We start from the raw sequence: 24,370 nt of genomic DNA, 5'->3' as shown, positions 1-24,370 counted from the left end.
GTGAGCTGACCGCTCGATCGCGGGCAGGAGCCACGAAATCCGAGGGAAGCGCTCTGTTGACGCCCCCGGCCTGATCGGAGGGAGGCTTCGGCGGACCGGGGCACCCGCGACCGCGTCGGCCGCGGGTCCCGGGAGTTCCTAGGCGGGGACGCGCTTGTGCCGGAGGGGTGCTCCGGCCTGATGGAGGCTGGTGAGTGCCTGTCGGTAGGAGGCGATCAGCCCGGTCTCCAGGTAATCCACGCCCAGTTCCTCGCAGTGGCGCCGCACGAGGGTCCGTGCCTTGCGCAGGTTGGGGCTGGGCATGCTGGGGAAGAGGTGGTGTTCGATCTGGTGGTTGAGGCCGCCCAGGGCGATGTCGGTGAACCAGCCGCCGTTCACGTTGCGTGAGGTGAGCACTTGGCGGCGGAGGAAGTCCGGGCGGTCGTCGCCCTTCAGGATCGGCATGCCCTTGTGGTTGGGGGCGAAGAGGGAGCCGAGGTAGAGGCCGAACAAGCCCTGGTGGACGGCGAGGAAGGCGATCGCCATGCCGGGCGGCAGGACCCAGAACAGGGTGGTCAGGTACGCCACGCAGTGCGCGGACAACAGGACGCCGTCGAGGGCGCGGTGCTTGAGCGAGCGATTGGCGACCGCCCTCCCGCTCGACACGTGCAGGTTGAAGCCCTCCAGCGTGAGGAGGGGAAAGAACAGGAACGCCTGCCAGCGGCCGAGCACACGGGGGAGCCCGGTGGCGGCGCGGGCCTGGTCCTGGGACCAGACCAGCAGGTCGGGGGCGACGTCGGGGTCGAGGTCCTCGTTGTTGGGGTTGGCGTGGTGACGGGTGTGCTTGTCCTGCCACCAGCCGTACCCCATCCCGATGCCCGCGGCGGCGATCCGTCCGGACGCCTCGCTGGCCCTGCGCCGGCGGAACACCTGGCGGTGGGCCATGTCATGGGCGACCAGGGCGACTTGTCCGAAGACGATGGCCAGGAGGGCCGCGACCGCCAACGTCCACCATGAACGGCCGACGAGGGCGAAGGCGGTCCATCCGGCGGCGTAGAGTGCGGCCACCGCGGTGATCCGGAGCGTGTAGTAGCCGGGGCGGCTCCCCAGCAGTCCGGCATCCGCGACCTTCCTCGACAGCCGAGCGAAGTCGCTGCCTGAACTCTCGGAACGCGGAACGCGGACCGTGACGCTTGTCATGATTGGGTAGGCTTTCTGCTAGCTGTGCGGGGGCTCCGGGCCGCCGCCCAGTGAGTTCCGGGGGCGGTCGCGGACGTTGCCCGGAAAGGTGCCGCCCGCAGCGCCGGTCTGTCGTGACACTGCCCCTCGGCCTGGCCGGGTTCCCAGCCGGGCAGGTCTCACTCGTCTCCGGACGTCCGCCTTTCGACAGCCTTCCGATGACCCGTCATGTGGAGCGCGTGGCGATTGTGGAGCCTGCGCGGAAGGGCTCTGCCCCGCTGCTTCGCGCGCACCCGCCGGACATCGGTGGAGGGGAGCCAGGGTGGTCCTGGCTCCCCTCCGTCGTGCGGGTGGGTCACTGGAACTGGGCGAAGAACCTCCAGATCTCTGCCTTGACCCAGGTGGCGGCGCCGTTCTGGCCGGAGGAGCCGTCGACCGGGTCGGGGTAGTGGTCGCCGTCGAACGCGGCCCACTGGACCGGGTAGCCGGCGCGGCAGCCCGTGTAGGTGGTGGTGATGTGCGTCCGGCTGCCGGGGGTGGGTTCGCGCGGGGTCTGCGGGGTGCAGCCGTTGTTGGCGACGAACTTGTCGCGCAGGGACCTTCCCTGCGAGATGTTGAGGACGGAGTCGCTGATGCCGTGGATGCCGAAGTAGGCGATGGGCTGGGTGCCGCCGTCGCATCCGCTGATCAGGCCGCCGGAGATGACCGCGACGGCCCGGAAGGCGTTCGCCCGGCTGCAGGCGAGGGCGTAGCTCATGCCGCCGCCCCAACTGAATCCGGTGGCGAAGCGCTGTGCCGGGTTCACGCACAGGCCCGACTCGATGCGCCGGATCATGTCGTCGACGAAGGTGATGTCCTCACCGCCTGAGTTGGCCCAGCCGTTGCCGAGGCCCTGGGGGGCGACGAGGATGGCGCTGTTGTTCGACTGCTGCTGCTGGCCGTAGTAGGCCCAGGCGGCCCCGCTCGCGCCGCCCGTGGCCACGTCGACGGCGGTTCCGCCGCGCCAGTGGAAGGCGAAGATCAGCGGGTAGCGGTGGCTGTTGTCGTAGTTGTCGGGGACTCGGAGGATGAAGCTGCGGCTCTTGCCGCCGCTCTGGATCGTGTACGTACCGCTCGTCAGGGTCGGGGCGCTGCCGCATCCGCCGGCACCGCCGTCGCCGCCGGACGACAGCTTGACCAGTTGCCACTGCTGGTTGGCGCCGGACCAGTCGCTGTACTGGACGACGCCGGCGCCGTCGGCGGTGGAGCCGCCCTGCACCTCCACCGCCTTGCCGCTGGCGCGGTTGATCAGCCGGACGTGCCCCCCGTCGGAGTCGGCCAGCCGGAACTGCTGGTTGGTCCCGTTGTGGTCGGCCCACTGCTGGATCTGGGCACCGTCGGCGGTCGAGGAGCCTGCCACGTCGAGGACCTTGCCCGAATGCCGGGACTTGAGGCGGTAGTAGCCGTCGCCGGAGTCCACGAACTGCCACTGCTGGTTGGCCTGGTCGTGCCGCGTCCACTGGTTGATCCGCGCGCCGTCGGCGGTGGACGTGCCGGAGACGTCCATCGCCTTGCCGCTGTTGCGGTTGACCAGGACGTACCAGGCGTTGGTGTCCACCGTCGCCGCCGCGGCGGGTGTCGGACGCACGGCGGTGAGCATGCCGAGGGCGAGGGTCACCGCCAGCAGGGCGGCGATCCGGGACCACCAGCGATGCCTACCCGGTGGGGCGGGGGGAGCCGCACCGTAGGTCGTCATCGGTGCACCCTTTCGTTCGTGGGGGGCCTCATCAGGTGCGGGTCCAGCGCTGGTTGCCGCTGCCGGAGCAGGTGTAGAGCTGGAGCTGGGTGCCGTTGGCGGTGCCGGCCCCGACGGCGTCGAGGCAGAGGCCGGACTGGACGCCGACGACGGTTCCGTCGGAGTTCAGGCGCCACTTCTGGTTGTCGCCGCCCCAGCAGGAGTAGATCTGGACCTTGGCGCCGGTGCCGGTGCCGGCCGCGTCCAGGCACTTGTTGCCGTAGACCCGGAACTCACCGGCGTCGGTGAACGCCCACTGCTGGTTGGTGCCGCCGTGGCAGTCCCACAGTTGGAGCTGGGTGCCGTCCGTGGTGCCGGCGTTGGGCACGTCCACGCAGCGGCCCGAGGCGACGCCCTTGAGCGGCCCGGCATCCGAGGGGTTCCCGGGGTTGCCGGGGTTGGTGCCGCCGTTGAGGGCGTTCAGGACGGAGGTGTACGCGGGCTTCTTGCTGCCGTCGTTGTTGAACAGCAGCGGCGTGTCACCGGACCGCCAGGAGTCGCTGTCGCGCACGCCCCAGACGGTGATGCCGAGGCAGCGCGCGACGGCCAGGCAGTCGTTGGTCACGCTGGCGTAGGTCGAGGCCGAGGCGCCCTGGATGTCCAGTTCGGTGATGGCCACGTCGACGCCGAGGGCGGCGAAGCTCTGCAGGGTGGTGCGGAAGTTGCTGTTGTACGGGCTGCCGCTGTTGAAGTGCGACTGGAAGCCGACGCAGTCGATCGGCACGCCGCGCTGCTTGAAGTCCCGGACCATCGAGTACACGGCCTGGGTCTTGGCCCAGGTCCAGTTCTCGATGTTGTAGTCGTTGTAGCAGAGCTTGGCGGCCGGGTCGGCGGCGCGGGCGGCGCGGAAGGCGGCCTCGATCCAGTCGTTGCCGGTGCGCTGCAGGTTGGAGTCGCGCCGGGCGCCCGAGTTGCCGTCGGCGAACGCCTCGTTCACGACGTCCCACTGGGCGATCTTGCCCTTGTAGTGGGCCATCACGCCGTTGATGTGGTCGATCATCGCCTGGCGCAGCGTGCTGCCGCTGAGGTTCTGCATCCAGCTCGGCTGCTGGGCGTACCAGGCCAGGGTGTGGCCGCGTACCTTCTTGCCGTTCTGTACGGCCCAGTTGTAGATGCGGTCGGCGGAGGTGAAGTTGAACTGGCCGCGCTGCGGTTCGGTGGCGTCGATCTTCATCTCGTTCTCGGCGGTCACCATGTTGAACTCACGGTTGGCGATCGTCGTGTACGCCGAGTCGTTCAGCCTGCCCGAGGCGATGGCGGTGCCGAAGTAGCGGCCGCTCTGCGCCGCCGCCGCGCCGAGCGTGCTCTCGGCGGCGTGCGCGGACGGCGGCGCGACCAGCGCGGCGACCACGCCGAGGACGCCGGCGACCAGCGTCAGCAGCAGGGCGCGGATCTTTCGGCGGTTGACGGGTCTGGGAAGGGCGTACGAGCCCATGACTGTGCCTCCAGGGTAGGAATCACGGAAGGACTGAAACGCGGGGGGTGCGTCTTCCGGTCATGGCACCGACCTCACCGGGACGTGATGGGGCGGCGCGGGTGCTTGCCCAGGCGGCCGAGCGGTTCGGTATGTCGAACTTCGGCCGGTTGTTCAGACGGGATGATTGATGTGTTGACGGTGGATCGTCAATACGAGTTGCAGAAAAAGTTTCTGTCAGTTGTCCGAAAGTTTCGACGCCGGAGCTGAGGGCGCGGTTTGTGGCCAGATCAGGGACGGGTTCGGGACTGGAGGGGACGCATTCCGGGTGGGGGGCATCCGGGGGGCTGGAGATGCTTCGAAAGTTTCGAGGGGCGTGGCCGCCGGCCGGCCGCTGTGCGGCCGTCGTTCCTCGCCTCCGCCCGGTGGTCGCGCCGGCCGGCTCGGGGGAGTGGCCGCGACGGCGGCCCGGCCCGGGGAACAGCGGGATTTGGTATCGAATCCCCGCTCGCGTCCATTTCTTCCCCGGGCGGGGCGCAAATGGGGCGGTCCAGGGAGAATTCGATCGCCGTTTCCTGATCGTGACGTCCGGTTTTCGGAGGCCGTTCCTCCGGCTTCAATTCCTGGGTTGCTCGGACGTTGACCGTGCTTGCCCGCGGAAGGGGGGTATCGGACGGACGCCCGGTTGGGTGGTGTTTGGTGGCTTTTCTTGGGGGCTGTGGGTGGGAAAAGCGCGAGGGTTGTACGGGATCTCATAACGATCTTGCTACTTAGTTTAATCACGGAGGAGTTAATAACCCTCTTGAAAACCCTTGATCATGTGTGTGTACTGAGGTCTCTACCAGTTACCACAAGCGCATTCCGTGCCGTCTGAAACTAGGTGCGGAGTGGGCACTCGCATGCCCGCATGTGCGCTAAACCCAAGAGAGGGTAAAATGCGTCACCTGAACAAGGCGGTAATGGCCGCCGCGATGACCGCTGCCATCGGGATGGGTATGGCTACGCCCGCTTCGGCGGCGAGCGGGGACTATGAGAACTACTGGTTCGGCTGTAATTATGATTCGTCGAACACCTTCAAGTTCCGGATTTTCTACAATTCCAACCTCGCCGGCGACTACCGGAACATCGGGTACGCGGTGTACGACTTCGACTCGGTGCAGGACGGCACGGGTTACAGCCCGCTCACCTACTGCGGCTTCCGGAGCGCCGGCAGTGGGCAGCATGTGAAGAACAATGCCGCGTCCGCGCGCAACAGCCACGCCACCTACACCGGGGTTCTTTACTACAACAGCGGTTACAAGGGCGCGGCCGATTACATCTGGGGCACGGTGAACCAGTTGGAAGCCACGTACAACGAGAACGCCTCGTTCAACTGGAAGAGCTGACCTGCGGCGGCATCCGCGTCCGCCGGCGTCGATGCCGCTGCTCGTTCTTTCTTCATCGATCACGGAAAGCTCCCCGCATGCTGTCCCTTCGTACATTCCGCTCCGCACCATCCGTCCGCGCCGTCGTGGCGGCATCCGCGGTGACCTTCCTGCTCGCTGGCTGCTCCCTGGCTTCGGACGGCGGGGACCAGGCCGTTTCGTCCGACTCCAAGGACCCGCAGAGCTGGGTTCTGCCCATCCAGAGCTATCTGCCGACGGAGCGGGAACAGGGGCAGCTCTCGCAGGCGAAGAAGATTCTGATCGGCGACTGCATGAAGGGCTTCGGTTTCACCTGGACTCCCGCGCCCGATCTGCCCAGGGTGGGGCCGAAGACGCTGACCGACTGGCGTTACGGCATTCACGACATGGCGCTCGCCGAACAGCGCGGATACAAGGCCGACGCCGAGGAGCAGGCCGCCTATGACGCCGCGGTCGAAAAGGGTGCCGTAGACGGAACGACCGCCGACGGACCGGACGCCAAGACCCTCAGCGGCGACATCCAGGAGGTCGACGGCAAGAAGGTCCCCGAGGGCGGCTGTGTCGGCGCGGCGAACCAGGAGATCGACGCCGACGCGATACAGGCGCGAGCCGCCGTCGAGCTGGCGAACGCGGCGTTCGTGAAGTCCAAGGAGGACCCGAAGGTCGTCAAGGCGTTCGCGGACTGGTCGGCGTGCATGAAGCGCAGCGGGTACGACTACGAGCAGCCGCTGGACGCGAGCGACGACTCGAAGTTCAGCGGCACCGAGGTCAGTTCCGAGGAGATCGCCACCGCCACGGCCGACATCAGGTGTCGGCAGAAGACCGATGTGGCGTGGGTCTGGTTCCAGGCCGAGTCGGCGTTGCAGAAGAGTGCCATCGAGCAGCACGCCGAGCAGCTCTCGGCGGAGCGGAAGAAGATCGACGCCGCGGTGCGCAACGCCTCGAAGATCGTCAAGGGCGAGTAGGGCTTCCGATGGCTGAAGAGAAGCTCCCGGACGGCCGGGCGGCCGGTTCCCGGCGGCGCGGCGGGCTGCGGCGCCGGCAGCGGAGCCTGGTCCTGGTGGTCGCCGGTTCGGTGGTCCTGACGGGCGCCGGTGTGGCCGCCGCGTCCCTCATCAAGTCCCCGGCGCAGGCCGCCGCCGACACGCGTCCGCCGCCGACGAGCGTGCTGACCGCCACCGTCCAGAAGAAGGTGCTTTCCGAGACGGTCATCACCCGTGGCACGGTCGCCGCGGCCCAGCGGATCGACGTGTCCGGTGAGGGCGCGGGCGGCAAGGACGCCGGCCGCTCGATCGTGACCAAGGTGGCCGTCGAGGCGGGCAAGCCGCTGCGGATGGGGCAGTTGCTGCTGGAGATCTCCGGCCGTCCGGTGTTCGCCCTCGAAGGGGAGGTGCCGGCCTACCGGGATCTCCGGCCGGGCAGCACCGGAGACGACGTGGCCCAGCTCCAGCGGGCCCTCGGCCGGCTCGGTTACGGCACGGGCGGCGACCCCTCCGGCACCTTCGGCTCCGGGACGGAACGGGCGGTCGGGCTGTTCTACCGGGCGCACGGGTTCGCTCCCGTCACGGAACAGGGCGAGCCCGTCGCCGCGCCGAAGGAGGAGGCCACCGGGACCACCGGAGCCACTGGAGCCACCGGGACCACCGAGGCCACCGGGACCACCGAGGCCACCGGGACCACCGAGGGCGGGGCGGACACCGGCGGCGTATCGGACGGCACGCCACCGGCGACCCCTGCCCGTCCGGTCTCCCACACGGTCGTACCCCTGTCCGAGATCGCATACGTCCGTGCCGAACCGGCCTACGTGGAGCAGGTGTCCGCGCACGTCGGCGACGAGGCGTCCGCCGACCTCCTCACCATCTCGGCCGGGAAGCTCGTCGTCGACGGCTCGCTGAGCGCGGACGTCAAGGGGCTGGTGAAGCCGGGGCAGAAGGTGTCCATCGCCTCGGAGGTGACCGGCGACCGGGCCACGGGGACGGTCGTGTCGGTCGCGGACAAGCCCTCGAAGCCGCAGAAGGACGCCGAATCCGCCGCGCGGTCCGGCGCCGACACGTATGCGGTGAAGATCGAACCGGCCGACCGGCTGCCCGCCTCCCTCGCGGGCGAGGACGTCCGGCTGACCATCACCGCCGCGTCCTCCGGCAAGGCCGTGCTCGCGGTCCCGGCCTCGGCGGTCTCCGCCGGGGAGGACGGGCGGACCACCGTCACGGTACGCCGGGGCGAGCAGGAGCGGCGCGTGGTGGTCGACACCGGCATGACCGCGGACGGTTATGTGCAGGTCACCGCGGTGGACCGGGGCGCCCTCGGCGTGGGGGACCGCGTCGTCGTCGGGGTGGACCTGTCGGGCGGCGGCCCGTCATGACGCCGCCCGGCCGTCCCGCGGTCATCGCCCTGGAAGACCTCGGGCTCACCTATCCCGGGCCGCCGCCCGTCACCGCGTTGCACCCCTGCGAACTGCGGATCGAGCACGGGGAGCTGGTCACCATCGTGGGGCCCTCGGGCTCGGGCAAGTCCAGTCTGCTCAACGTCCTCGGCCTGCTGGACAGTCCCACGCGGGGCCGTTACCTGCTCAACGGCGTCGACACGTCCACGGTGAACGACGGCCGGCGGGCGGCGCTGCGCGGACAGCAGATCGGCTTCGTGTTCCAGTCCTTCCACCTGCTGCCCCACCGCACCGCCCAGGAGAACGTCGAACTCGCGATGGTCTACCAGCGGACGCCCCGCCGCGTGCGGCGGCGCAAGGCCGCCGAGGTGCTCGCCCGGGTCGGCCTGGCGCATCGCGCCCACGCCCTGCCGACCCGGCTCTCCGGCGGCGAGCGCCAGCGCGTGGCGATCGCCCGTGCGCTGGTCGCCGAACCCGCGCTGCTGCTGTGCGACGAGCCCACGGGCAACCTCGACAGCGACACCGCGGGCGCCATCCTCGACCTGCTCGACCAGTTGCACCGGGACGGCATGACCATCCTGGTCATCACGCACGACGCGAATGTCGCCCGACGGGGCCGCCGCGTGATCACCATCCGCGACGGGGTCCTCTCCGAGACGACTCCAGGGGCCGAGGCGGCCCACGGAACCTCCACGGCCCACGGGACCTCCACGGCCCAGAACACCTCCACGGCCCACAGCACCGCCACGGCCCACCACCCGCACGCCTCCCACGACGGCACCACCGCGGAGGTGACCAGGTGAGCCGCTCCCGGTTCTCGCCCCGCGACCTGGCCTCCGAAGCCGTGGCCGGCATCCTGCAACGCCCCGCCCGTTCGGCGCTGACCTCGCTGGGCACGGTGCTCGGCGTCGGCGCGTTCATCGCCGTGCTCGGTCTGACGGGCACCGCCGCCGCCCAGATCGACACCCGCTTCAACCGGCTCACCGCCACCGAGGTGAGCGTCGAGGACACCGGCGGACGCGACGCCGACCGGGTGCCCCTCGCGTTCCCGGCGGACGCCGACCGGAGGATGGCCCGGGTGAACGGGGTCGAGGCCGCGGGCGTGTACTGGAAGGTCCGCCTCGCCCCCGGGGAGCCGGTGCGCTCCTCGCCGGTCGCGGACGGGACCGGCGCCGTGTCGCAGACCCCGGTCGTCGCGGCCTCGGCCGGAGTGCTCTCCGCCGCCGAGCCGCACTTCACCCAGGGCCGTGCCTACGACGCCTTCCACGACGCGCACCACCAGTCCGTGGCCGTGATCGGGGCGTCGACCGCCGCCCGCCTGGGCATCGGCACCCTCCGCACCCAGCCCGCCGTCTTCATCGGCGACACCGCGTTCACGGTGGTCGGCATCTTCGACGACACCCGGCGGATGCCGGACCTGCTGCTGTCCGTCGTCATCCCCAGGACCACCGCCGAAGGGGTCTGGGGGCCGCCGCAGGACGAGCGCGCCAAGATGCTCGTCTCCACGGAACTGGGCGCCGCCCCCCAGGTGGCGCGGGAGGCCGCCCTGGCGCTGCGCCCCGACCACCCCGAGTACCTGCGGGCCGTCCCGCCGCCGGACCCGAAGGCCCTGCGCACCGCGGTCGGCGGCGATCTGGGCCAACTGTTCCTGCTGCTGTCGGTCGTCTGCCTGGTCATCGGCGCGGTCGGCATCGCCAACACGACCCTGGTCGCGGTCATGGAGCGGATCGGCGAGATCGGTCTGCGGCGGGCCCTCGGTGCCCGCGCCCGGCACATCACCTGGCAGTTCCTGACCGAGTCCGCCGCCCTCGGCCTGGTCGGCGGGATCGCCGGTACGTCGCTGGGCACGGCGGTCGTCGTCGGTGTCTCGCTGCACAACCGGTGGACGCCGGTCCTGGACCCGGTGACGCTCGCCGCCGCGCCCGTCCTCGGTCTCACCACCGGTCTGCTGGCCGGCCTCTATCCCTCCTGGCGCGCGAGCCGCATCCAGCCCGTCGAGGCGCTGCGGCGCTGACGCCTCCTCCCAAGCACGGCCCGACCGGGCCGCGCCCCCGCCCGTGCGCCCGGACGACCGGTGCGCACCGACGTAAGGAACCATCTGTGGCAGACGACCAAGTCCTCAGAGCGCAGAAGTGGGTCAACTCCAAGTACGGCAGCGTCTCCGGCTACGTACGCTGTCCGGAGAACGGGCAGACCGGCTGGGGAACCATGAACTCCCTGCTGATGGCCCTGCAACACGAACTGGGCATCAGCCCTGTCGTCGCCTCGTTCGGACCGACCACGGCGGCCAAATTCGCCGCCCTCGGCGACATCGGCTTCGAATGGGACAAGAACCGCAACATCGTGGCCGTACTGGAGTACGCCCTGTGGTGCAAGGGGTACTGGGCCGTCGAGCCCGGCAGCGAGGGCTGGTTCACAGGTGTCACCCGTGACGCGGTGGAGTCGCTGCGTTCCAACATGGGCATCGGCGGGGAAGGCGTCATCAACGTCCAGGTCGCCCGCGGCCTGATGAACATGGACGCCTACGTGGTGGTCGCCGGCGGCACCGACGAGATCCGCTCGATCCAGCAGTGGCTCAACCGCGGATACTGGAACAAGGACGCCTACACGATCGGCCCGTGCGACGGGATCTACTCCCGTGACGTCCAGAAGTCCCTGATGATCGCCCTCCAGTACGAGCTGGGTATCGCCGCCCCCAACGGCAACTTCGGACCGGGCACTCAGGCGGCCCTCAAGTCCCACCCCGTCGCCCAGGGGCAGAGCGGCGTACTGGTGACCCTCTTCTCCGCCGCCTGTGTCTTCAACTCGCCCACCTACAGTGCCGATGGCGACGCAGTCCGCACCACCTGGCGCAAGGAGGGCACCTTCGACTCCGGCCTCGCCACCTGGGTCACCGCCTTCCAGCGGTTCAACAAGCTGGCGGTCAGCGGCAACGGCGACTACCAGACCTGGGCGCAGCTCCTGGTCTCGATGGGCGACCCGGACCGGAAGGTCACCGGCGCCGACACCCGGTACGAAATCACCAGCTCCCGCGCGAAATGGCTGTACGACAACGGCACCCGCTACATCGGCCGCTACATCTACGACCCGCCCGGCTCGACCCTGGACAAGGAGATCAAGCCCGGCGAGCTGCAGACCATTTTCGACAACGACCTGCGCGTCTTTCCCATCTACCAGGACAACGCCCGCAAGCTCGCCGACTTCACCTACACGAGCGGGTACCAGCACGGACTCAACGCGCACGCGCAGGCCGAGTCCTATGGGTTCAACCGAGGCACCACGATCTACTTCGCCGTCGACTACGACGCCACGAGCGAGGAGATAGCCAGTGCCATCGTCCCCTATTTCCAGGGCGTGCAGGCCGCTCTGGCCAGCAAGGGAAAGAAGTACACCCACGGCGTGTACGGCTCGCGGAACGTCTGCAGCACCGTCAGCAACAAGACCTTCGCGCGCTACTCCTTCGTATCCGGCATGTCGTACGGCTTCTCGGGCAACCTGGGCTTCCCGATCCCGCGCAACTGGACCTTCAACCAGATCAAGGAATACAAGGTCACCAACGGATCGGACACCTTCGACCTCGACAACGACGCCGCATCCGGCCTCGACAAGGGGGTCGGCTCGGTCAATGACACGGGCGGACCCGCCGACAGCTTCCTCGCCTACGTCCAGAAGCTCTACGACCTCGCCGGTACTTACGGCGCCACCGGGCAGAGGCGCAGTCAGCTCGTGATGGAGTACATCCGCCACCACGACTACGGTGACAAGGACCTGGAGAACAAGCTCGGCTGGTGGTACCTCATCGGCTCCTACGACACCGGCTTCGTGGACTACTGCGACTCCAACGGAATGGACGTCGAGAACTTCTTCACCGACCCCTTCACGGGCTACCAGCTCGGCGCGCCGCACATGATGGCCACCGCCAACGCGCACCTGCTGAAGGACCAGCCAGGCACCAAGTCCGACGCCAACGGGGGCGACGTCGGCGGGTGGGCCGGCGACCTGATGACGTTCTGGGCGGACTGGCGTAATTCGGAGCAGGAATACGCCGATCCGCAACAGTTCTGCCACGACCGGCTCGCTGTTCCCGGCGTCGCCTCCACGTTCGGCTTCAACGACCTCATCGAGGACGCGGACGGCTATCTCCTGGCCCGAGCGGTCCGCGGCGGCAAGAACATCGTCGACGCCATGAAGGCGCACTACAACGGCTCCGGCGGGCTCAGCCGGTTCACCTCCTACTTCAACGGGCGCTGGGGCACCGCGACCAACTGCAAGACCTCCGCCCACCACGCGCTGACCGACCTGGAGGCAACCCTGTCGGCCGCTCAGCTGCGACTGATCACCCTCGCGCGCGCCGCCCTGCCCAACGACTACGCTCTGCTGCCCGGCGGCAGCGACAAGCTCGCCGCCTTCGAGCAGGGCTTCGCCGACGCGATCGTGGCCCGCATCGGCATGGAGTCCAGGAAGGCCGAGACGTACAAGAGCAACCAGCAGCGTTACCTCGCGGCGGCCCGGACCCGGGCGGCCCGCTGACCGGACGGAGATCACCATGAAGCAGGCCGTCGTACTCACCCTCGTGCTGCTCATCGTGGGGTGGGCACTGGCGAGTGTGTGGAGCGCCTGCCGCCTGTACGCGGGACTCCGCGACCGGCAATGGCGCGCCGTGAACTGGTGGGGCCATGTGCTGTCCCTGTCCCTGTTCAGCACGCTGGCGGTGTGGCTTTACGGCCTGTTCAGCATGGGCCTCAACGTCCGTGAGGAATGCCAGTTCGTTCATCACCAGCCCTACGACGCCGACTACCGGGACGCACACACCGCCGAGTACAACAAGTGGTTCCCGCTGCACAGCAAGTGCAACGCGAGCTACGACATGGTCCCGGCGTGGGTGAATCCGGTCGTCGTGCTCGGTGTGGTCGTCTCCCTTGTCTCTCTCGCCGTGCTGGTGCGGTTCGCCGTGGCGCGGCGCCCTTCCCTGCCTGTAAAGGAAAAATCATCGTGCAACTGACCGGCCCCTCCCGCCGCCAGGTACTCACCGTCGGCGCGGCCGTCACCGCGGCAGCGGTACTCACGGACCTCGGCGCCCCCGCTCAGGCGGACGCGGCCACGAACACCTGGGCGAAGTCCGCGTCCCGCAACGGATGGCCGGTGCTCCAGGCCGCCGACTCGTTCGTCATCGAAGGCAGCGGACACAGCGTCCGTCTCGCCGATGGCGACGCCGCCACCGTCCTGCTGCACATAGCGCGCCGCTTCCACTACGAGATCGACGCGCTGCGCAGCGGCGACGTGCACGGGTGGACCGACGACCGCTCCGTGTCCGAAGCGTACGAGTCGAACTACCTGTCCGGCAGCGCTCTCGCCATCCGGCCGGCCGGTTACCCGGTCGGCGCGCACGGCAATTTCTATCCCAACGAGATGATCGTGATCCGCGACATCCTCGCCGAGCTGGACGGGGTCGTGGCCTGGGGAGGGGACTTCACCACGCCCAAGGAGTCGCACTTCGAGATCGCCGTCCGGCCGGCACACCCGCGGCTCAAGGGCGTCGCCCGCAAGATCCGCGGCTGGGACGAAGACCCAGGCATGGCCGGCGCGGGCGCGACGGACGCCTTCGAGCCTGCCCGGATGAAGAGAGCGCGCGCGTTCCAGAGCCGCTGACCCGCCGACACGTCGGTGAAGCTCCTGGTGGACGAGTTCTTACCCAAGATCACGCAGGTCCGCCAGGAGCTTCGTATGGTGTCCATAGGGGTAGTGCGGTTCTGGATTCCGGCAGCGGTCCTGTGTGCCGTGGTCATGATGCTGGTGCGACGCGGACAGCGGCCTTCACGGCTGGTCGCACGCCAAGGATTCGCGGGCTCCGCTGGAGCGACTCCTGGGGGAACTATGAGTACGACGGAACTGGCGTGGTTCAAGTCCAGCTACAGCGGCAGCCAGGGTGACGACTGCATAGAGATCGCCGTCACCGAGCTGGCCGTGCGCGTGCGTGACTCCAAGGATGTCACTCGCTCTGACTTCGTGGTCGGCCGGGACGGCTGAGCCCGGTTCGTACGGTACGCGGCGCGGCGGGACGGATAGGTCCGGCGCCGGGTCCTCACGGCAGGTGCCGCAGTACGTCGCCGAGTACCGCCACCCCTTCGCCGATGTCGGTGGGGGTGCTCGCGGCGTAGCCCAGTACCAGGCCCGGCCTGCGGGGCCGCTGGCTGTGCCAGGACAGCGGGTGCGCCTTCACGCCCCGTGCCAGTGCCAGGGCCGCGAGATCCGTGTCGGCGAACCCGGCCCGGAAGGTGACGGTCAGGTGCAGACCGGCCGCCGCACCGTGCACGGTCGCGCCCGGCAGATGGGCGCCGACGGCGTCGATCATGGCGTCCCGGCGCCGGCGGTGCTGCCTTCGCAGGTGGCGCAAGTGGCGTTCCAGCGCGCCCGATTCCATCAACCGGGCGAGGACGAGCTGCGGCAGGGCGGCGTTGCCGAGGTCGGCGAACCGTTTGGCGGCCACGAGGGCCTCGCGGTACTTCGGCGGGGCCAGGACCCACCCGAGGCGCAGGGCCGGGGCGAGGAGCTTCGACACGCTTCCGGCGTAGCAGACGTGCTCGGGGAGCACGGACCGCAGGGCGGGCACCGGGGGCCGGTCGTAGCGGTGCTCGGCGTCATAGTCGTCCTCGATGACCAGTCCGCCGGTCTCGCGGGCCCAGCGCGTCAGTTCGTTGCGTCGGCTGCCGCGCAGCACCACGCCGGTGGGGAACTGGTGCGCGGGGGTGAGGAGGACGGCCGCCGCACCCGTGGCCCGCAGCTCATCGACGCGCACCCCTTCGGAGTCGACCGCGACGGGCGGGGTGTCCAGTCGGCAGGCGCGCAGGTGCTGCCGGGCGCCGAGCGAGCCGGGGTCCTCCACGGCGACCGCGGTGATCCCGTCGTCGCGCAGCACCCGTCCGAGCAGGGTGAGGGTCTGCGCGGTGCCGGAGACGTCGAGGACCTCGCCGGGATCGGCCCGGACGCCCCGGTTACGGGCGACCCAGTGGGCGACGGCCCGGCGGAGCGCCGGTGTGCCGCGGGGATCTCCGTAGCCGAGGTCGGCCGCCGCCAGGTGGCCGAGGACCTGGCGTTCCGCGCGCAGCCACGCCGCTCGCGGGAACGCGGACAGGTCGGGGAGCCCCGGGGAGAGGTCGATCCGGGCCGGTGCCCCGCGCAAGGTGTCGAAGACGTCCGCGCCGGGCTCGGCGGCGAACACCGGACGCGGTGCCGCCGGTTCGCCGGGCGCGGGGGAGGCGGCCGGTGCCGGGGGCGCCGCGGGGGCGCCGACGACGACCGTTCCGTTGCGCCCCCGCCCGGCGAGGAACCCGTCCTCGACCAGACGCCGGTACGCCTCGGTGACCACCCCGCGCGACACCCCGAGTTCGCCCGCCAGGACCCGGGTGGCCGGCAGCCTGCTGCCCACCGGCAGGCGGCCGTCGGCCAGCGCGTGCCTGATCCGCCGGGCCAGCCAGTCGGACTTCCCGCCCGCCGGGGCCTCGCCGACGGCCAGGTGGAGGAAGTCGGCCCCGGCCGTTATGGACCCCTGGGAAGCGCCCTCATTGGATCTGTCCACCGGGCCATAGTGGCAGCAGGGTGGAGTCATGAACACAGCGACCAGACCCTCGGAAGCGGCTGCGGCGGCGGACTACGTACACGGTTACTCACGGCGGGAGAGCCGGCGGCTGGGCGACCAGGCGGACACCCTCGCGCGACTGCTGCACACCGGCACGGCCTACCCGCCGGGCAGCCGGGTCCTGGAAGTCGGCTGCGGGACCGGCGCCCAGACGGTTCATCTGCTCCGCTCCAGCCCCGGCGCGCGGATCGTCGCGGTCGACCGGTCCGCGACCTCCCTCGCGCGGGCCCGCGCCCGCGTCACGGGGCTCGCGCCCGACGCGCCGGTGGAGTGGCACCGCGCCGACGTGTACGACCTGCCCTTCGACGACGCGGAGTTCGACCACGTCTTCGTGTGCTTCGTACTGGAACACCTGCCGGACCCGCGAGCGGCGCTGACCGGTCTGCGCCGGGTGCTGCGGCCCGGGGGCACCGTCACCGTGATCGAGGGGGACCACGGATCGGTGTTCTTCCACCCGGAGAGCGCGTACGCCCGTGCCGTGATCGACTGCCAGGTCCGCCTCCAGGCGGCGGCCGGGGGCAACGCGCTGCTCGGACGGCAGGTGCAGCCGCTGCTGGCCGGGGCCGGCTACGCCGGCATCGACGTCCGCCCGGTCCCGGTGTCCGCCGACCCGACCCGGCCCGAACTGGCCGGCGGCTTCACCCGCGACACCTTCGTCGCCATGGTCGCCTCCGTGCGGGACAGGGCGCTGGCCGCCGGGCTGACGACCCCGGCCGACTGGGACCGGGGGATCGCCGACCTGCTGCGGACCGTGGCGGACGGGACCTTCCACTACACCTTCTTCAAGGCCCTCGCGGTCGGCCCGCCCGTCTCCTCCTGAGCGTGCGCCGCGTCGTACACGGCGTGGGCGCGGGCGATGTCGCCGCTGTGGCGCCTGGCCCAGCCGACGAGGGAGAGCAGCGTCTCGTTCAGTTCCAGCGCCATCTCGGTGCACTCGTACTCGACCTTGGGCGGCACGGTCGGGTAGACGGTGCGCACCAGCAGGCCCTCGCGCTCCAGCTTGCGGAGGTTGAGCGTGAGCATCCGGCGGCTGATGCCCTCGATGGAGCGCTCCAGCTCGGTGAAGCGGACCGGGCCCTTCGCGGCGGCGACGAGGATGCCGATCGCCCACTTGCCGGCGACCCGTTCGAGGACCTCGCTCACCGGGCACGCCGGGTTGTCCACCTGCTCCGTCACATCCATGTGACCCCGGGACATAAAAGTGCCTCCTTCCGCGGGGCGTCATGGTTACACACCATGGAGTCCGTAACAAAGAGGCCCCCATGGAAGGGACACCCATGTCCGCTCACGCCGTGCCCGTACCGACCGGCGGCACCTCCTCGCGTCATCTGGCGCTGGCGATCCTCTGCATCGGCCAGTTGATGGTGATCCTCGACGGCACGATCGTGAACGTGGCGCTGCCGGCCATCCAGGAGAGCCTGGACCTCTCCGTGTCGGACCTGGGCTGGGTGGTCAACGCCTACCTGATCCCGTTCGGCGGTCTGCTGCTGCTCGCGGGCCGCTTCGGCGACCTCTTCGGCCGCAAGCGGGTCTTCGTCACCGGCCTGACCGTCTTCACCGCGGCCTCGCTGCTCTGCGGCCTGGCGCAGCACCCGGCGGTGCTGCTCGGGGCCCGCTTCCTCCAGGGCGTGGGCGGCGCGGTGACGTCCGCGGTGACCCTGGCCATGATCGTCACCATGTTCACCGAGCCCGGGGAGCGGGCCAGGGCGATCGGCGTCTACAGCTTCGTGCAGTCCGCGGGCGGCACCCTCGGCCTGCTGCTCGGCGGGGTGCTGACGCAGGCGGTCGGCTGGCACTGGATCTTCTTCGTGAACGTCCCGATCGGCGCCGCCGCCGTCCTGCTCGCCCGGCGCCACCTCGCCGCCGAGCGGGGCACCGGCCGGGGCAAGAGCACCGACGCGCTCGGCGCCGCCCTGATCACGGCCGCGCTGATGCTGGCCGTCTACACCATCGTCGGGGCCGCCGACCACGGCTTCGGGTCCGCCCGCACCCTCGGCCTCGGCCTCGGCGCGCTGCTCCTGCTGGCCGCGTTCGTCGCCCGCCAGGCCCGCGCCGCCGACCCGCTGCTGCCGCCCCGGATGTTCCGGTTCCGCAATGTCTCCGGGGCGCTGGGCACCCACACCCTGATGATCGCCGGGATGTTCAGCTTCCAGTTCCTGACCGTGCTCTACATGCAGCGCGTCCTCGGCTTCGACGAGGTGCGGACCGGCTCCGGCCTGATCCCGGTCTCGCTGCTGATCGGTCTGATGTCGCTGTTCCTCGCCCCGCGGCTCATCGCCCGGTTCGGTGCCCGCGCGGTGCTGCTGGCCGCCCTGGTGCTGATCGCCGGCGGTCTGGCCCTGCTCGGGCAGGTCTCCGCCGACGGGAACTACCTCGCCGACGTCTTCCCGGCGAACGTGCCGCTCGGCATCGGCTTCGGCCTGGCGATGCCGTCGCTGGCCGGGCTCGCCATGTCGGGTGCGACGCCGCGGGACTCGGGGCTGGCCTCGGGCATGTTCAACACCATGCAGCAGGTGGGCGCCGCCCTGGGCCTGGCGGTCCTCAGCACCCTGGCCGCCTCCCGCACCGACGCGCTGCTCGGCGCCGGCACGCCCGCGCCGGCCGCGCTGACCGAGGGCTACCAGCTCGCCTTCCGGATCAGCGCCTGCTTCGTGCTGGGCGCGCTGGTGGTCGCGGCGGTCGTCCTGCGCGAGCGGCCCCGGGCCCCGCACACCCCGGCCGCCGGCCCGCCCGTCGCCGACCGCCGGGCGGAGTCGGACACCGCGCCGGCGTGAGGGCCCATCGGCTCCCGGGCCGGGGCGACCGTGCGCCTCGGCCGCCGTCCCGGTGCGCACCCGCGCCGCGCCGGGGCCGGGTTCCCGCCGCCGCGTCGCTGTAGGCCGGGCCTCCTGGGGCCCGCCTCCCGTCACGCGGGGCCGGGTTCCCGCCGCCGCGCAAGGGGACCGCGAGGGCGGGAGGCGTCCCACCTCTTGACGTGACCCTGGCAAAGCTGGCTGTATGGGAGCCCTGTGGGAGCGCTCCCACAGAACTTTCCCACACTCCCCGTCCCGCTTCCTTGCCTCACGCCCCCCGGAGCCGCAGTGAGAACGACAAGAAGCACGCCCCGTACGAATCCGGCCGCCCTCCTGTTCGCGGCCGCGACGGCCCTGATCACCCTGCTCGGCCTGATCGCCCTGTCCCCGGCCGCCGCCCACGCCGACGCCGGTCCGCCCGGTGCCGCCGCGACCGGGCTGCACATCAGCGACGGCCGCCTCCTCGAAGCCAACGGCAACGACTTCGTGATGCGCGGCGTCAACCACGCCCACACCTGGTACCCCGGCGAGACGCAGTCGCTGGCCGACATCAAGGCGCTAGGCGCCAACAGCGTGCGGGTCGTGCTCTCCGACGGCTACCGCTGGAGCCGCAACAGCGCCGAGGACGTCGCCGCCGTCATCGCCAGTTGCAAGGCCAACCGGCTGATCTGCGTCCTGGAGGTGCACGACACCACCGGCTACGGCGAGGACGCCGCCGCCGGCACCCTCGACCACGCCGCCGACTACTGGATCAGCCTCAAGGACGTCCTGGCCGGCCAGGAGGACTACGTCATCGTCAACATCGGCAACGAGCCGTGGGGCAACACCGACCCCGAGGGCTGGACCGCCCCGACGACCGCTGCGATCCAGAAGCTGCGCGCCGCCGGACTCCAGCACACGATCATGGTGGACGCCCCCAACTGGGGCCAGGACTGGCAGGGCGTCATGCGGGCCGACGCCCAGCGCGTCTACGACGCCGACCCCACCGGCAACCTGATCTTCTCCATCCACATGTACAGCGTCTTCGACACCGCCCAGGAGATCACCGACTACCTCGGTGCCTTCGTCGCCGCGAAACTCCCCATCCTCATCGGGGAGTTCGGCGGCCCCGCCGACCAGTGGGGCGACCCGGACGAGGACACCATGATGGCCACCGCCGAACAGCTCGACCTCGGCTACCTGGCCTGGTCCTGGAGCGGCAACACCGACCCGGTCCTCGACCTCGCCATCGACTTCGACCCGGCGCGGCTCAGCTCCTGGGGCCAGCGCATCTTCCACGGCCCCGACGGCATCGCCGCGACCTCGCGTGAGGCGACGGTCTTCGGCGGCACCGCCCCCGACACCCGGGCCCCGACCGCGCCGGGCACCCCCACCGCGTCGGCGGTGTCCCCGACCTCGGTCACCCTGACCTGGCCCGCCGCCACGGACAACGTTGCCGTCACCGGCTACGACGTGGTCCGCGTCGACGGGAGCACGGAGACGCCGGCCGCCGCCGCGACGGCCACCTCGGTCACCGTCTCCTCCCTCACCCCGGACACGGCGTACAGCTTCGCGGTCTACGCCAGGGACGCGGCCGGCAACCGGTCGCCCCGGTCGGCCGCGGTCACCGTGCGGACCGGGAAGGACACCGGCACGCCCGGCACCCGCTGCTCGGTGGGCTACCGCGTCGTCGGCCAGTGGCCGGGCGGCTTCCAGGGCGAGATCACCGTCCGCAACACCGGCACCGCCAAGGTCAGCGGCTGGACCCTGGGCTTCAGCTTCCCGGCCGGCCAGACCGTGAGCAACATGTGGGGCGGCACCCCGGCCCAGAGCGGCGCCTCGGTGACGGTCGCCGCCGCCCCGTACACCTCGACGATCCCGGCCGGCGGCTCGGTCACGGTCGGCTTCATCGGGACGAAGCAGTCGACCAACCCGGCGCCCACGGCGTTCACCCTCAACGGAACGGCCTGCACGACCGGCTGACCCACCGGGACCGGTCCGCGGCGTCCGGCGCCGCCGGCGTCCGGACCGGTCCCGCCCCGCACCCGCCCGCCCCGCACCCGCGCCCGGCGGTCCCGTCGCCTCCCGGGCGTGGCCACGGGCCCGCGCCGCCCCGGTACGGCGGACCCGTAGGCTCGGGGCAACCGTGGGAAGGGACCCGCAGCACCGTGCACGTACTGATCCTGGGCGGCACCACCGAGGCCCGCCTGCTCGCCGGACTGCTGACCGCCGACGCCTCGCCCGCGCTGCGGGTGACCACGTCCCTGGCGGGGCGGGTGGCCGCGCCCCGGCGGCCGCCCGGCGAGGTGCGCGAGGGCGGGTTCGGCGGCGCGGCGGGGCTGGCCGCGTGGCTGACCGGGCACGGCGTGGACGTCCTGGTCGACGCCACGCACCCGTTCGCCGGGGAGATCAGTTTCCACGCGGCGCGGGCCGCCGCGAGCGCCCGGGTGCCCGTCCTCGCGCTGCGGCGGCCGAGCTGGAGCCCCGTCGCGGGCGACGTCTGGCACGAGGCCGGTTCGCTGGCCGGGGCCGCGGCGCTGCTGCCCGCGCTGGGCCGGCGGGTCTTCCTCACCACCGGCCGGACCGGCCTGGCCGCCTTCGCCGACTGCCGCGACGCGTGGTTCCTCGTCCGGTCCGTCGACCCGCCCGGACCCCCGCACCCGCCGCACCTGGAGGTCCTGCTGGACCGGGGCCCGTTCACCCTCGACGGCGAACGCGACCTGCTGCGGCGGCACCGCATCGACGTCCTGGTCACCAAGGACAGCGGCGGCGCGGCCACCGCGCCGAAACTGACCGCCGCCCGGGAGGCGGGGGTCCCCGTCGTCGTCGTACGCCGCCCGCCGGTCCCCGACGACGTACCCACCGTGCCGGACCCCGAGGCGGCGGTCGGGTGGATTCTCGGAGGCGGTCGGTAGCGGGGGTGTTCGGTGGTGCTGCGGGGGCGGTCCGCTGGATTTCCCGGGTCGGTCGGCAGCGGGTGTGCTCGGCGGTGCTGCGGGGGCGGTCCGCTGGATTTCCCGGGTCGGTCGGCAGCGGAGGTGTTCGGTGGGGCCCGCGCGGGGGTGTTCCGGCGGAGTGTCGGGTTCGGTCGGTGGCGAGGGTTCTCGACGGGTCCTGCGGGGTCGGCCGGCGGCGGAGCGCGCGCCCACCGCGCCGGGCTCCGCGGCGGCGGTCCGACGGTACCTCGGGTCAGTCGGCAGCGGCGGCCCGCCCCACGAGCGCGGCCAGTTCCTCCGCCGTACGCGGAGCGGCGCCCGCCGCCCCCAGCATGCCCCGGGCGCGCAGCAGCGCGGCCGCGGCGACGCCCCACGGCAGCTTCAGGCCCGCCCGCGCCAGCAGTTCCGGGCGGGCCAGCGTCTCGGGCGCCGGCCCGCGGCGCACCCCGTCGGGGGTGAGCAGCGCCGCGTCGTCCGCCCAGCGCAGCGCGAGGTCGACGTCGTGGGTCGCCATCACCACCGTCGTCCCGTCCGCGCGCAGCCCGTCCAGGGTGGCGAGCAGCCGTTCCTGCCCGTCCGGGTCGAGCCCGGCGGTCGGCTCGTCCAGGATCAGCGCCCTCGGCCGCATCGCCACCGCCCCCGCGATCGCCGTCCGCTTGCGCTGCCCGTACGACAGCAGATGCGTCGGCCGGTCGGCCAGTTCCGCGATGTCCAGCGCGGCCAGCGACCGGGCGACCCGCTCCCGCACCTCGGCGTCGGACAGCCCCAGGTTGAGCGGTCCGAAGGAGACGTCCTGCGCGACCGACGCGGCGAAGAGCTGGTCGTCCGGGTCCTGCACCACCAGTTGCACGGTGGTCCGCAGCCGGGTCAGCCCCGCCCGGTCGTACGTCACCGGCGTCCCGTCCACCGCCAACCGCCCGGCGTGCGGCCGCAGTCCGCCGCTGAGCAGCCTCATCAGCGTCGTCTTGCCGCTGCCGTTGCGGCCCAGCAGGGCGAGCGCCCGCCCCTCGCGGACGTCGAAGTCCAGGCCGTCCAGCACCCGGGGCCCGTCCTCGTAGCCGAACGACGCGCCCCGCAGGGACAAAAGTGCCGGCTCGCTCATGTCAGCGGCCCTTCCAGTACGTGGGTGAGGGCGGCCAGCGCGCACAGCAGCGCGAGGCTCGCCGCCGTGAAGCGGACCGAGACGCGGGCCTCGGGCACCAGGACCCGCAGGGTGCCGTCGTAACCGCGTCCCGCGAGCCCGGCCTGGAGCCGCGCCGCCCGGTCGAAGGCGCGCACGAACGCGGTGGCGCCCAGCCCGCCCAGCGAACGCCACACCGCCGCCCGCGTGGTCTGCCCGAGCCGCGCCGCCTGCGAGGCCCGGACCCGGCGCACGGAGTCCAGCAGCAGGAAGCTCATCCGGTACGTCACCAGGGCGACGTCCACCACCGGCGCGGGCACCCCGGCCCGCAGCAGGCGCGGCAGCAGGTCGGACAGGGGCGTGGTGAACGCGAACAGCAGCACGCCCAGGGACGCCGCCGACGAGCGCAGCAGCAGCTCACCGGCGCGCACCGCCCCGCCGTCGGCGAGCCCGGCGAACCCGCCCGGCCCGCCGATCCGCACCAGCAGCGGCAGCGCCCCGGTCACGCAGAACCCCAGCGGCACCCGGTAGGCCCGCCACAGCTTGCGCCCCGGCACGCCCGCCGGGCCGAGCAGCACGGTCAGCGCGGCCAGCAGGACCAGTGCGGCGCCCGGCCAGGCGGGCAGCGAGATGGCGAGCAGCGTCAGGCCCAGTCCGAGGACCGCCTTGTCCACGGGGTGCCGGTGGCGCCAGCGACTGGCGTGCGCCGCCGCGTCGATGGGCAGCACTCAGTCGCCCTCGGTCCCGGGCGCGCTCCGCCGGGCCAGGGCCCGTTCCTCGCCCTGGCGGCGGCCCCGGCGCAGCCCGAAGTAGTACGCCAGCACGCCCGCGCCGAGCGCCGCCTGGGCGGCGAACAGCGCCGACTCGATCTCCCCGGACGGCGGTTCGTACAGCGGCGAGAACCACGGCTCGTAGTCCGGGTCGATCTCGGTGACCGCCGTCTCCGCCTCCGCGTCGGCCCCGGCGAACGGCTCCTTCTTGTGATCGCCCAGACCGAGCGCGAGCGGCAGCACGGCGAGGGCGGCCACCGCGAGCAGCAGCAGGAGGTTGATCCTGGTGTTCCGCTTCACCGGGCCACCGCCTCCGGATCGGCCTTCGCCGGACGCGCCGGCAGCACGCCGAGCCGGGTCAGCTCGCCGCCGCTGGACTGCGTCAGCAGCCGCATCACCAGCACCGTCAGCAGGCCCTCGCTGACGGCCAGCGGGATCTGCGTGACGGCGAAGATGGAGCCGAACTTGCCGAGCGCCCCCCAGAAGCCGCTGTGCGGGTCGGGGAAGGCCAGCGCGAGCTGCGCGCTGGTGACGCAGTACGTGGACAGGTCGGCGACGAACGCCGCGCAGAACACGGTGACCATCAGCGGCGCCTCGAAGCGGCGCAGCAGCTTGTAGACGGCGTAGCCCGCCCACGGCCCGGCGATCGCCATGGAGAAGACGTTGGCGCCGAGGGTGGTCAGCCCGCCGTGCGCGAGCAGCAGCGCCTGGAACAGCAGAGTGATGGTGCCGAGCACCGCCATGACCGGCGGCCGGAACAGGATCGCGCCCAGTCCGGTGCCGGTGGGGTGGGAGCAGCTCCCGGTCACCGAGGGCAGCTTCAGGGCGGACAGGACGAAGGTGAAGGCCCCGGAGGCGCCGAGCAGCAGGGTGCTCTCGGGATGCTCCCTGACCTCACGGCTGAGTGACCGGGCTCCGTGGACGACGAACGGCGCGGACGCGATGCCCCAGGCGATCGCGTGCGCCGGGGGCAGAAAACCCTCGGCTATGTGCATGACCGGACAG

21 protein-coding genes and 1 pseudogene are annotated in these 24,370 nt (G+C 71.5%); 13 read left to right on the top strand and 9 right to left on the bottom strand.

The features are described 5' to 3' along the window. Positions 1 to 138: 138 nt before the first annotated feature. The 3 genes from ACFY32_RS23555 to ACFY32_RS23545 form a co-directional block, all read right to left on the bottom strand. A complete protein-coding gene (locus ACFY32_RS23555) occupies positions 139 to 1,179 on the bottom strand; it encodes a fatty acid desaturase family protein (RefSeq protein WP_390675176.1) in 1,041 nt (346 codons plus the stop codon). A 334-nt stretch (positions 1,180 to 1,513) separates the two neighbouring features. Continuing rightward, entirely contained in the window at positions 1,514 to 2,824 is a 1,311-nt protein-coding gene (locus tag ACFY32_RS23550) for an RICIN domain-containing protein (RefSeq protein ID WP_390675222.1), read from the bottom strand. 100 nt (positions 2,825 to 2,924) lie between these two features. Next, positions 2,925 to 4,367 (bottom strand): endo-1,4-beta-xylanase, encoded by a 1,443-nt coding sequence (locus ACFY32_RS23545; RefSeq protein ID WP_390675175.1) that lies wholly within the window; start codon positions 4,365 to 4,367, stop codon positions 2,925 to 2,927. A 914-nt stretch (positions 4,368 to 5,281) separates the two neighbouring features. Here ACFY32_RS23545 and ACFY32_RS23540 point away from each other — a divergent pair. From ACFY32_RS23540 to ACFY32_RS23500, 9 genes and pseudogenes are all read left to right on the top strand, one after another. After that, on the top strand, positions 5,282 to 5,731 hold the full coding sequence (locus ACFY32_RS23540; RefSeq protein WP_359200217.1) for a hypothetical protein: 450 nt from the start codon (positions 5,282 to 5,284) through the stop codon (positions 5,729 to 5,731). 125 nt (positions 5,732 to 5,856) lie between these two features. Continuing rightward, on the top strand, positions 5,857 to 6,714 hold the full coding sequence (locus ACFY32_RS23535) for a hypothetical protein (protein WP_359200219.1): 858 nt from the start codon (positions 5,857 to 5,859) through the stop codon (positions 6,712 to 6,714). An 8-nt stretch (positions 6,715 to 6,722) separates the two neighbouring features. After that, positions 6,723 to 8,111: a peptidoglycan-binding protein gene (locus ACFY32_RS23530; RefSeq protein WP_390675174.1), complete on the top strand. Its 1,389-nt coding sequence runs from the start codon at positions 6,723 to 6,725 to the stop codon at positions 8,109 to 8,111. Beyond that, positions 8,108 to 8,797 (top strand): annotated as a pseudogene (locus ACFY32_RS23525) (ABC transporter ATP-binding protein); the annotation flags it as partial. The gene ACFY32_RS23530 and the pseudogene ACFY32_RS23525, both read left to right, overlap by 4 nt. A gap of 134 nt (positions 8,798 to 8,931) precedes the next feature. Beyond that, the gene (locus ACFY32_RS23520; RefSeq protein WP_359200223.1) at positions 8,932 to 10,146 is read left to right on the top strand and encodes an ABC transporter permease; all 1,215 of its coding nucleotides are present in this window, start codon (positions 8,932 to 8,934) and stop codon (positions 10,144 to 10,146) included. A gap of 86 nt (positions 10,147 to 10,232) precedes the next feature. Next, on the top strand, positions 10,233 to 12,662 hold the full coding sequence (locus ACFY32_RS23515) for a glycoside hydrolase domain-containing protein (RefSeq protein ID WP_390675173.1): 2,430 nt from the start codon (positions 10,233 to 10,235) through the stop codon (positions 12,660 to 12,662). Between the two features lie 16 nt (positions 12,663 to 12,678). Continuing rightward, positions 12,679 to 13,134 carry a hypothetical protein gene (locus tag ACFY32_RS23510; RefSeq protein WP_359200227.1) on the top strand — a complete coding sequence of 152 codons (456 nt, stop codon included), beginning with the start codon at positions 12,679 to 12,681 and terminating at the stop codon, positions 13,132 to 13,134. Beyond that, positions 13,125 to 13,781: a hypothetical protein gene (locus ACFY32_RS23505; protein ID WP_359200229.1), complete on the top strand. Its 657-nt coding sequence runs from the start codon at positions 13,125 to 13,127 to the stop codon at positions 13,779 to 13,781. The genes ACFY32_RS23510 and ACFY32_RS23505 overlap by 10 nt, the downstream gene beginning before the upstream one ends. A 225-nt stretch (positions 13,782 to 14,006) precedes the next feature. Then, entirely contained in the window at positions 14,007 to 14,159 is a 153-nt protein-coding gene (locus ACFY32_RS23500; RefSeq protein WP_359200231.1) for a DUF397 domain-containing protein, read from the top strand. Positions 14,160 to 14,214: 55 nt separating this feature from the next. On the opposite strand, the gene ACFY32_RS23495 is transcribed toward ACFY32_RS23500, so the two are convergent. Next, entirely contained in the window at positions 14,215 to 15,708 is a 1,494-nt protein-coding gene (locus ACFY32_RS23495; RefSeq protein ID WP_390675172.1) for a PLP-dependent aminotransferase family protein, read from the bottom strand. Between the two features lie 28 nt (positions 15,709 to 15,736). On the opposite strand from ACFY32_RS23495, the gene ACFY32_RS23490 reads away from it, so the two are divergent. Beyond that, on the top strand, positions 15,737 to 16,588 hold the full coding sequence (locus ACFY32_RS23490; protein ID WP_359200235.1) for a methyltransferase domain-containing protein: 852 nt from the start codon (positions 15,737 to 15,739) through the stop codon (positions 16,586 to 16,588). Here ACFY32_RS23490 and ACFY32_RS23485 read toward each other — a convergent pair. Continuing rightward, complete coding sequence (locus tag ACFY32_RS23485) at positions 16,540 to 16,965, bottom strand: helix-turn-helix domain-containing protein (protein WP_359200237.1); 426 nt, start codon at positions 16,963 to 16,965, stop codon at positions 16,540 to 16,542. The genes ACFY32_RS23490 and ACFY32_RS23485 overlap by 49 nt on opposite strands. Before the next feature lie 80 nt (positions 16,966 to 17,045). Between ACFY32_RS23485 and ACFY32_RS23480 the strand changes: the two genes are divergently transcribed. The 3 genes from ACFY32_RS23480 to ACFY32_RS23470 all read left to right on the top strand — a co-directional run bounded on the left by ACFY32_RS23480 (position 17,046) and on the right by ACFY32_RS23470 (position 21,454). Further along, complete coding sequence (locus ACFY32_RS23480) at positions 17,046 to 18,542, top strand: MFS transporter (protein WP_359200239.1); 1,497 nt, start codon at positions 17,046 to 17,048, stop codon at positions 18,540 to 18,542. A gap of 306 nt (positions 18,543 to 18,848) precedes the next feature. Then, on the top strand, positions 18,849 to 20,522 hold the full coding sequence (locus ACFY32_RS23475) for a cellulase family glycosylhydrolase (RefSeq protein ID WP_390675171.1): 1,674 nt from the start codon (positions 18,849 to 18,851) through the stop codon (positions 20,520 to 20,522). 185 nt (positions 20,523 to 20,707) lie between these two features. After that, positions 20,708 to 21,454, top strand: a complete 747-nt coding sequence (locus ACFY32_RS23470) for a cobalt-precorrin-6A reductase (protein ID WP_390675170.1) — start codon at positions 20,708 to 20,710, stop codon at positions 21,452 to 21,454. A gap of 274 nt (positions 21,455 to 21,728) precedes the next feature. On the opposite strand, the gene ACFY32_RS23465 is transcribed toward ACFY32_RS23470, so the two are convergent. Genes ACFY32_RS23465 through ACFY32_RS23450 form a run of 4 tightly spaced genes read right to left on the bottom strand, consistent with a single transcriptional unit; the run spans position 21,729 to position 24,360 of the window. Continuing rightward, positions 21,729 to 22,577, bottom strand: coding sequence for an ATP-binding cassette domain-containing protein (locus tag ACFY32_RS23465; RefSeq protein ID WP_359200245.1), 849 nt, complete (start codon positions 22,575 to 22,577; stop codon positions 21,729 to 21,731). Then, positions 22,574 to 23,323 (bottom strand): cobalt ECF transporter T component CbiQ, encoded by a 750-nt coding sequence (cbiQ, locus tag ACFY32_RS23460; protein WP_390675169.1) that lies wholly within the window; start codon positions 23,321 to 23,323, stop codon positions 22,574 to 22,576. The genes ACFY32_RS23465 and cbiQ overlap by 4 nt, the downstream gene beginning before the upstream one ends. Further along, the gene (locus ACFY32_RS23455; protein WP_359200249.1) at positions 23,324 to 23,665 is read right to left on the bottom strand and encodes an energy-coupling factor ABC transporter substrate-binding protein; all 342 of its coding nucleotides are present in this window, start codon (positions 23,663 to 23,665) and stop codon (positions 23,324 to 23,326) included. Then, the gene (locus tag ACFY32_RS23450) at positions 23,662 to 24,360 is read right to left on the bottom strand and encodes an energy-coupling factor ABC transporter permease (RefSeq protein WP_359200251.1); all 699 of its coding nucleotides are present in this window, start codon (positions 24,358 to 24,360) and stop codon (positions 23,662 to 23,664) included. Before ACFY32_RS23450 ends, ACFY32_RS23455 begins: the two co-directional genes overlap by 4 nt. Positions 24,361 to 24,370 lie beyond the last annotated feature (10 nt).

The sequence above is a fragment of the Streptomyces sp. NPDC000134 genome (genome assembly GCF_042899225.1).
Classification (GTDB): domain Bacteria; phylum Actinomycetota; class Actinomycetes; order Streptomycetales; family Streptomycetaceae; genus Streptomyces.
Note: the sequence above shows the minus strand (reverse complement) of the source record. Positions and strands in the feature narration are given on the sequence as shown.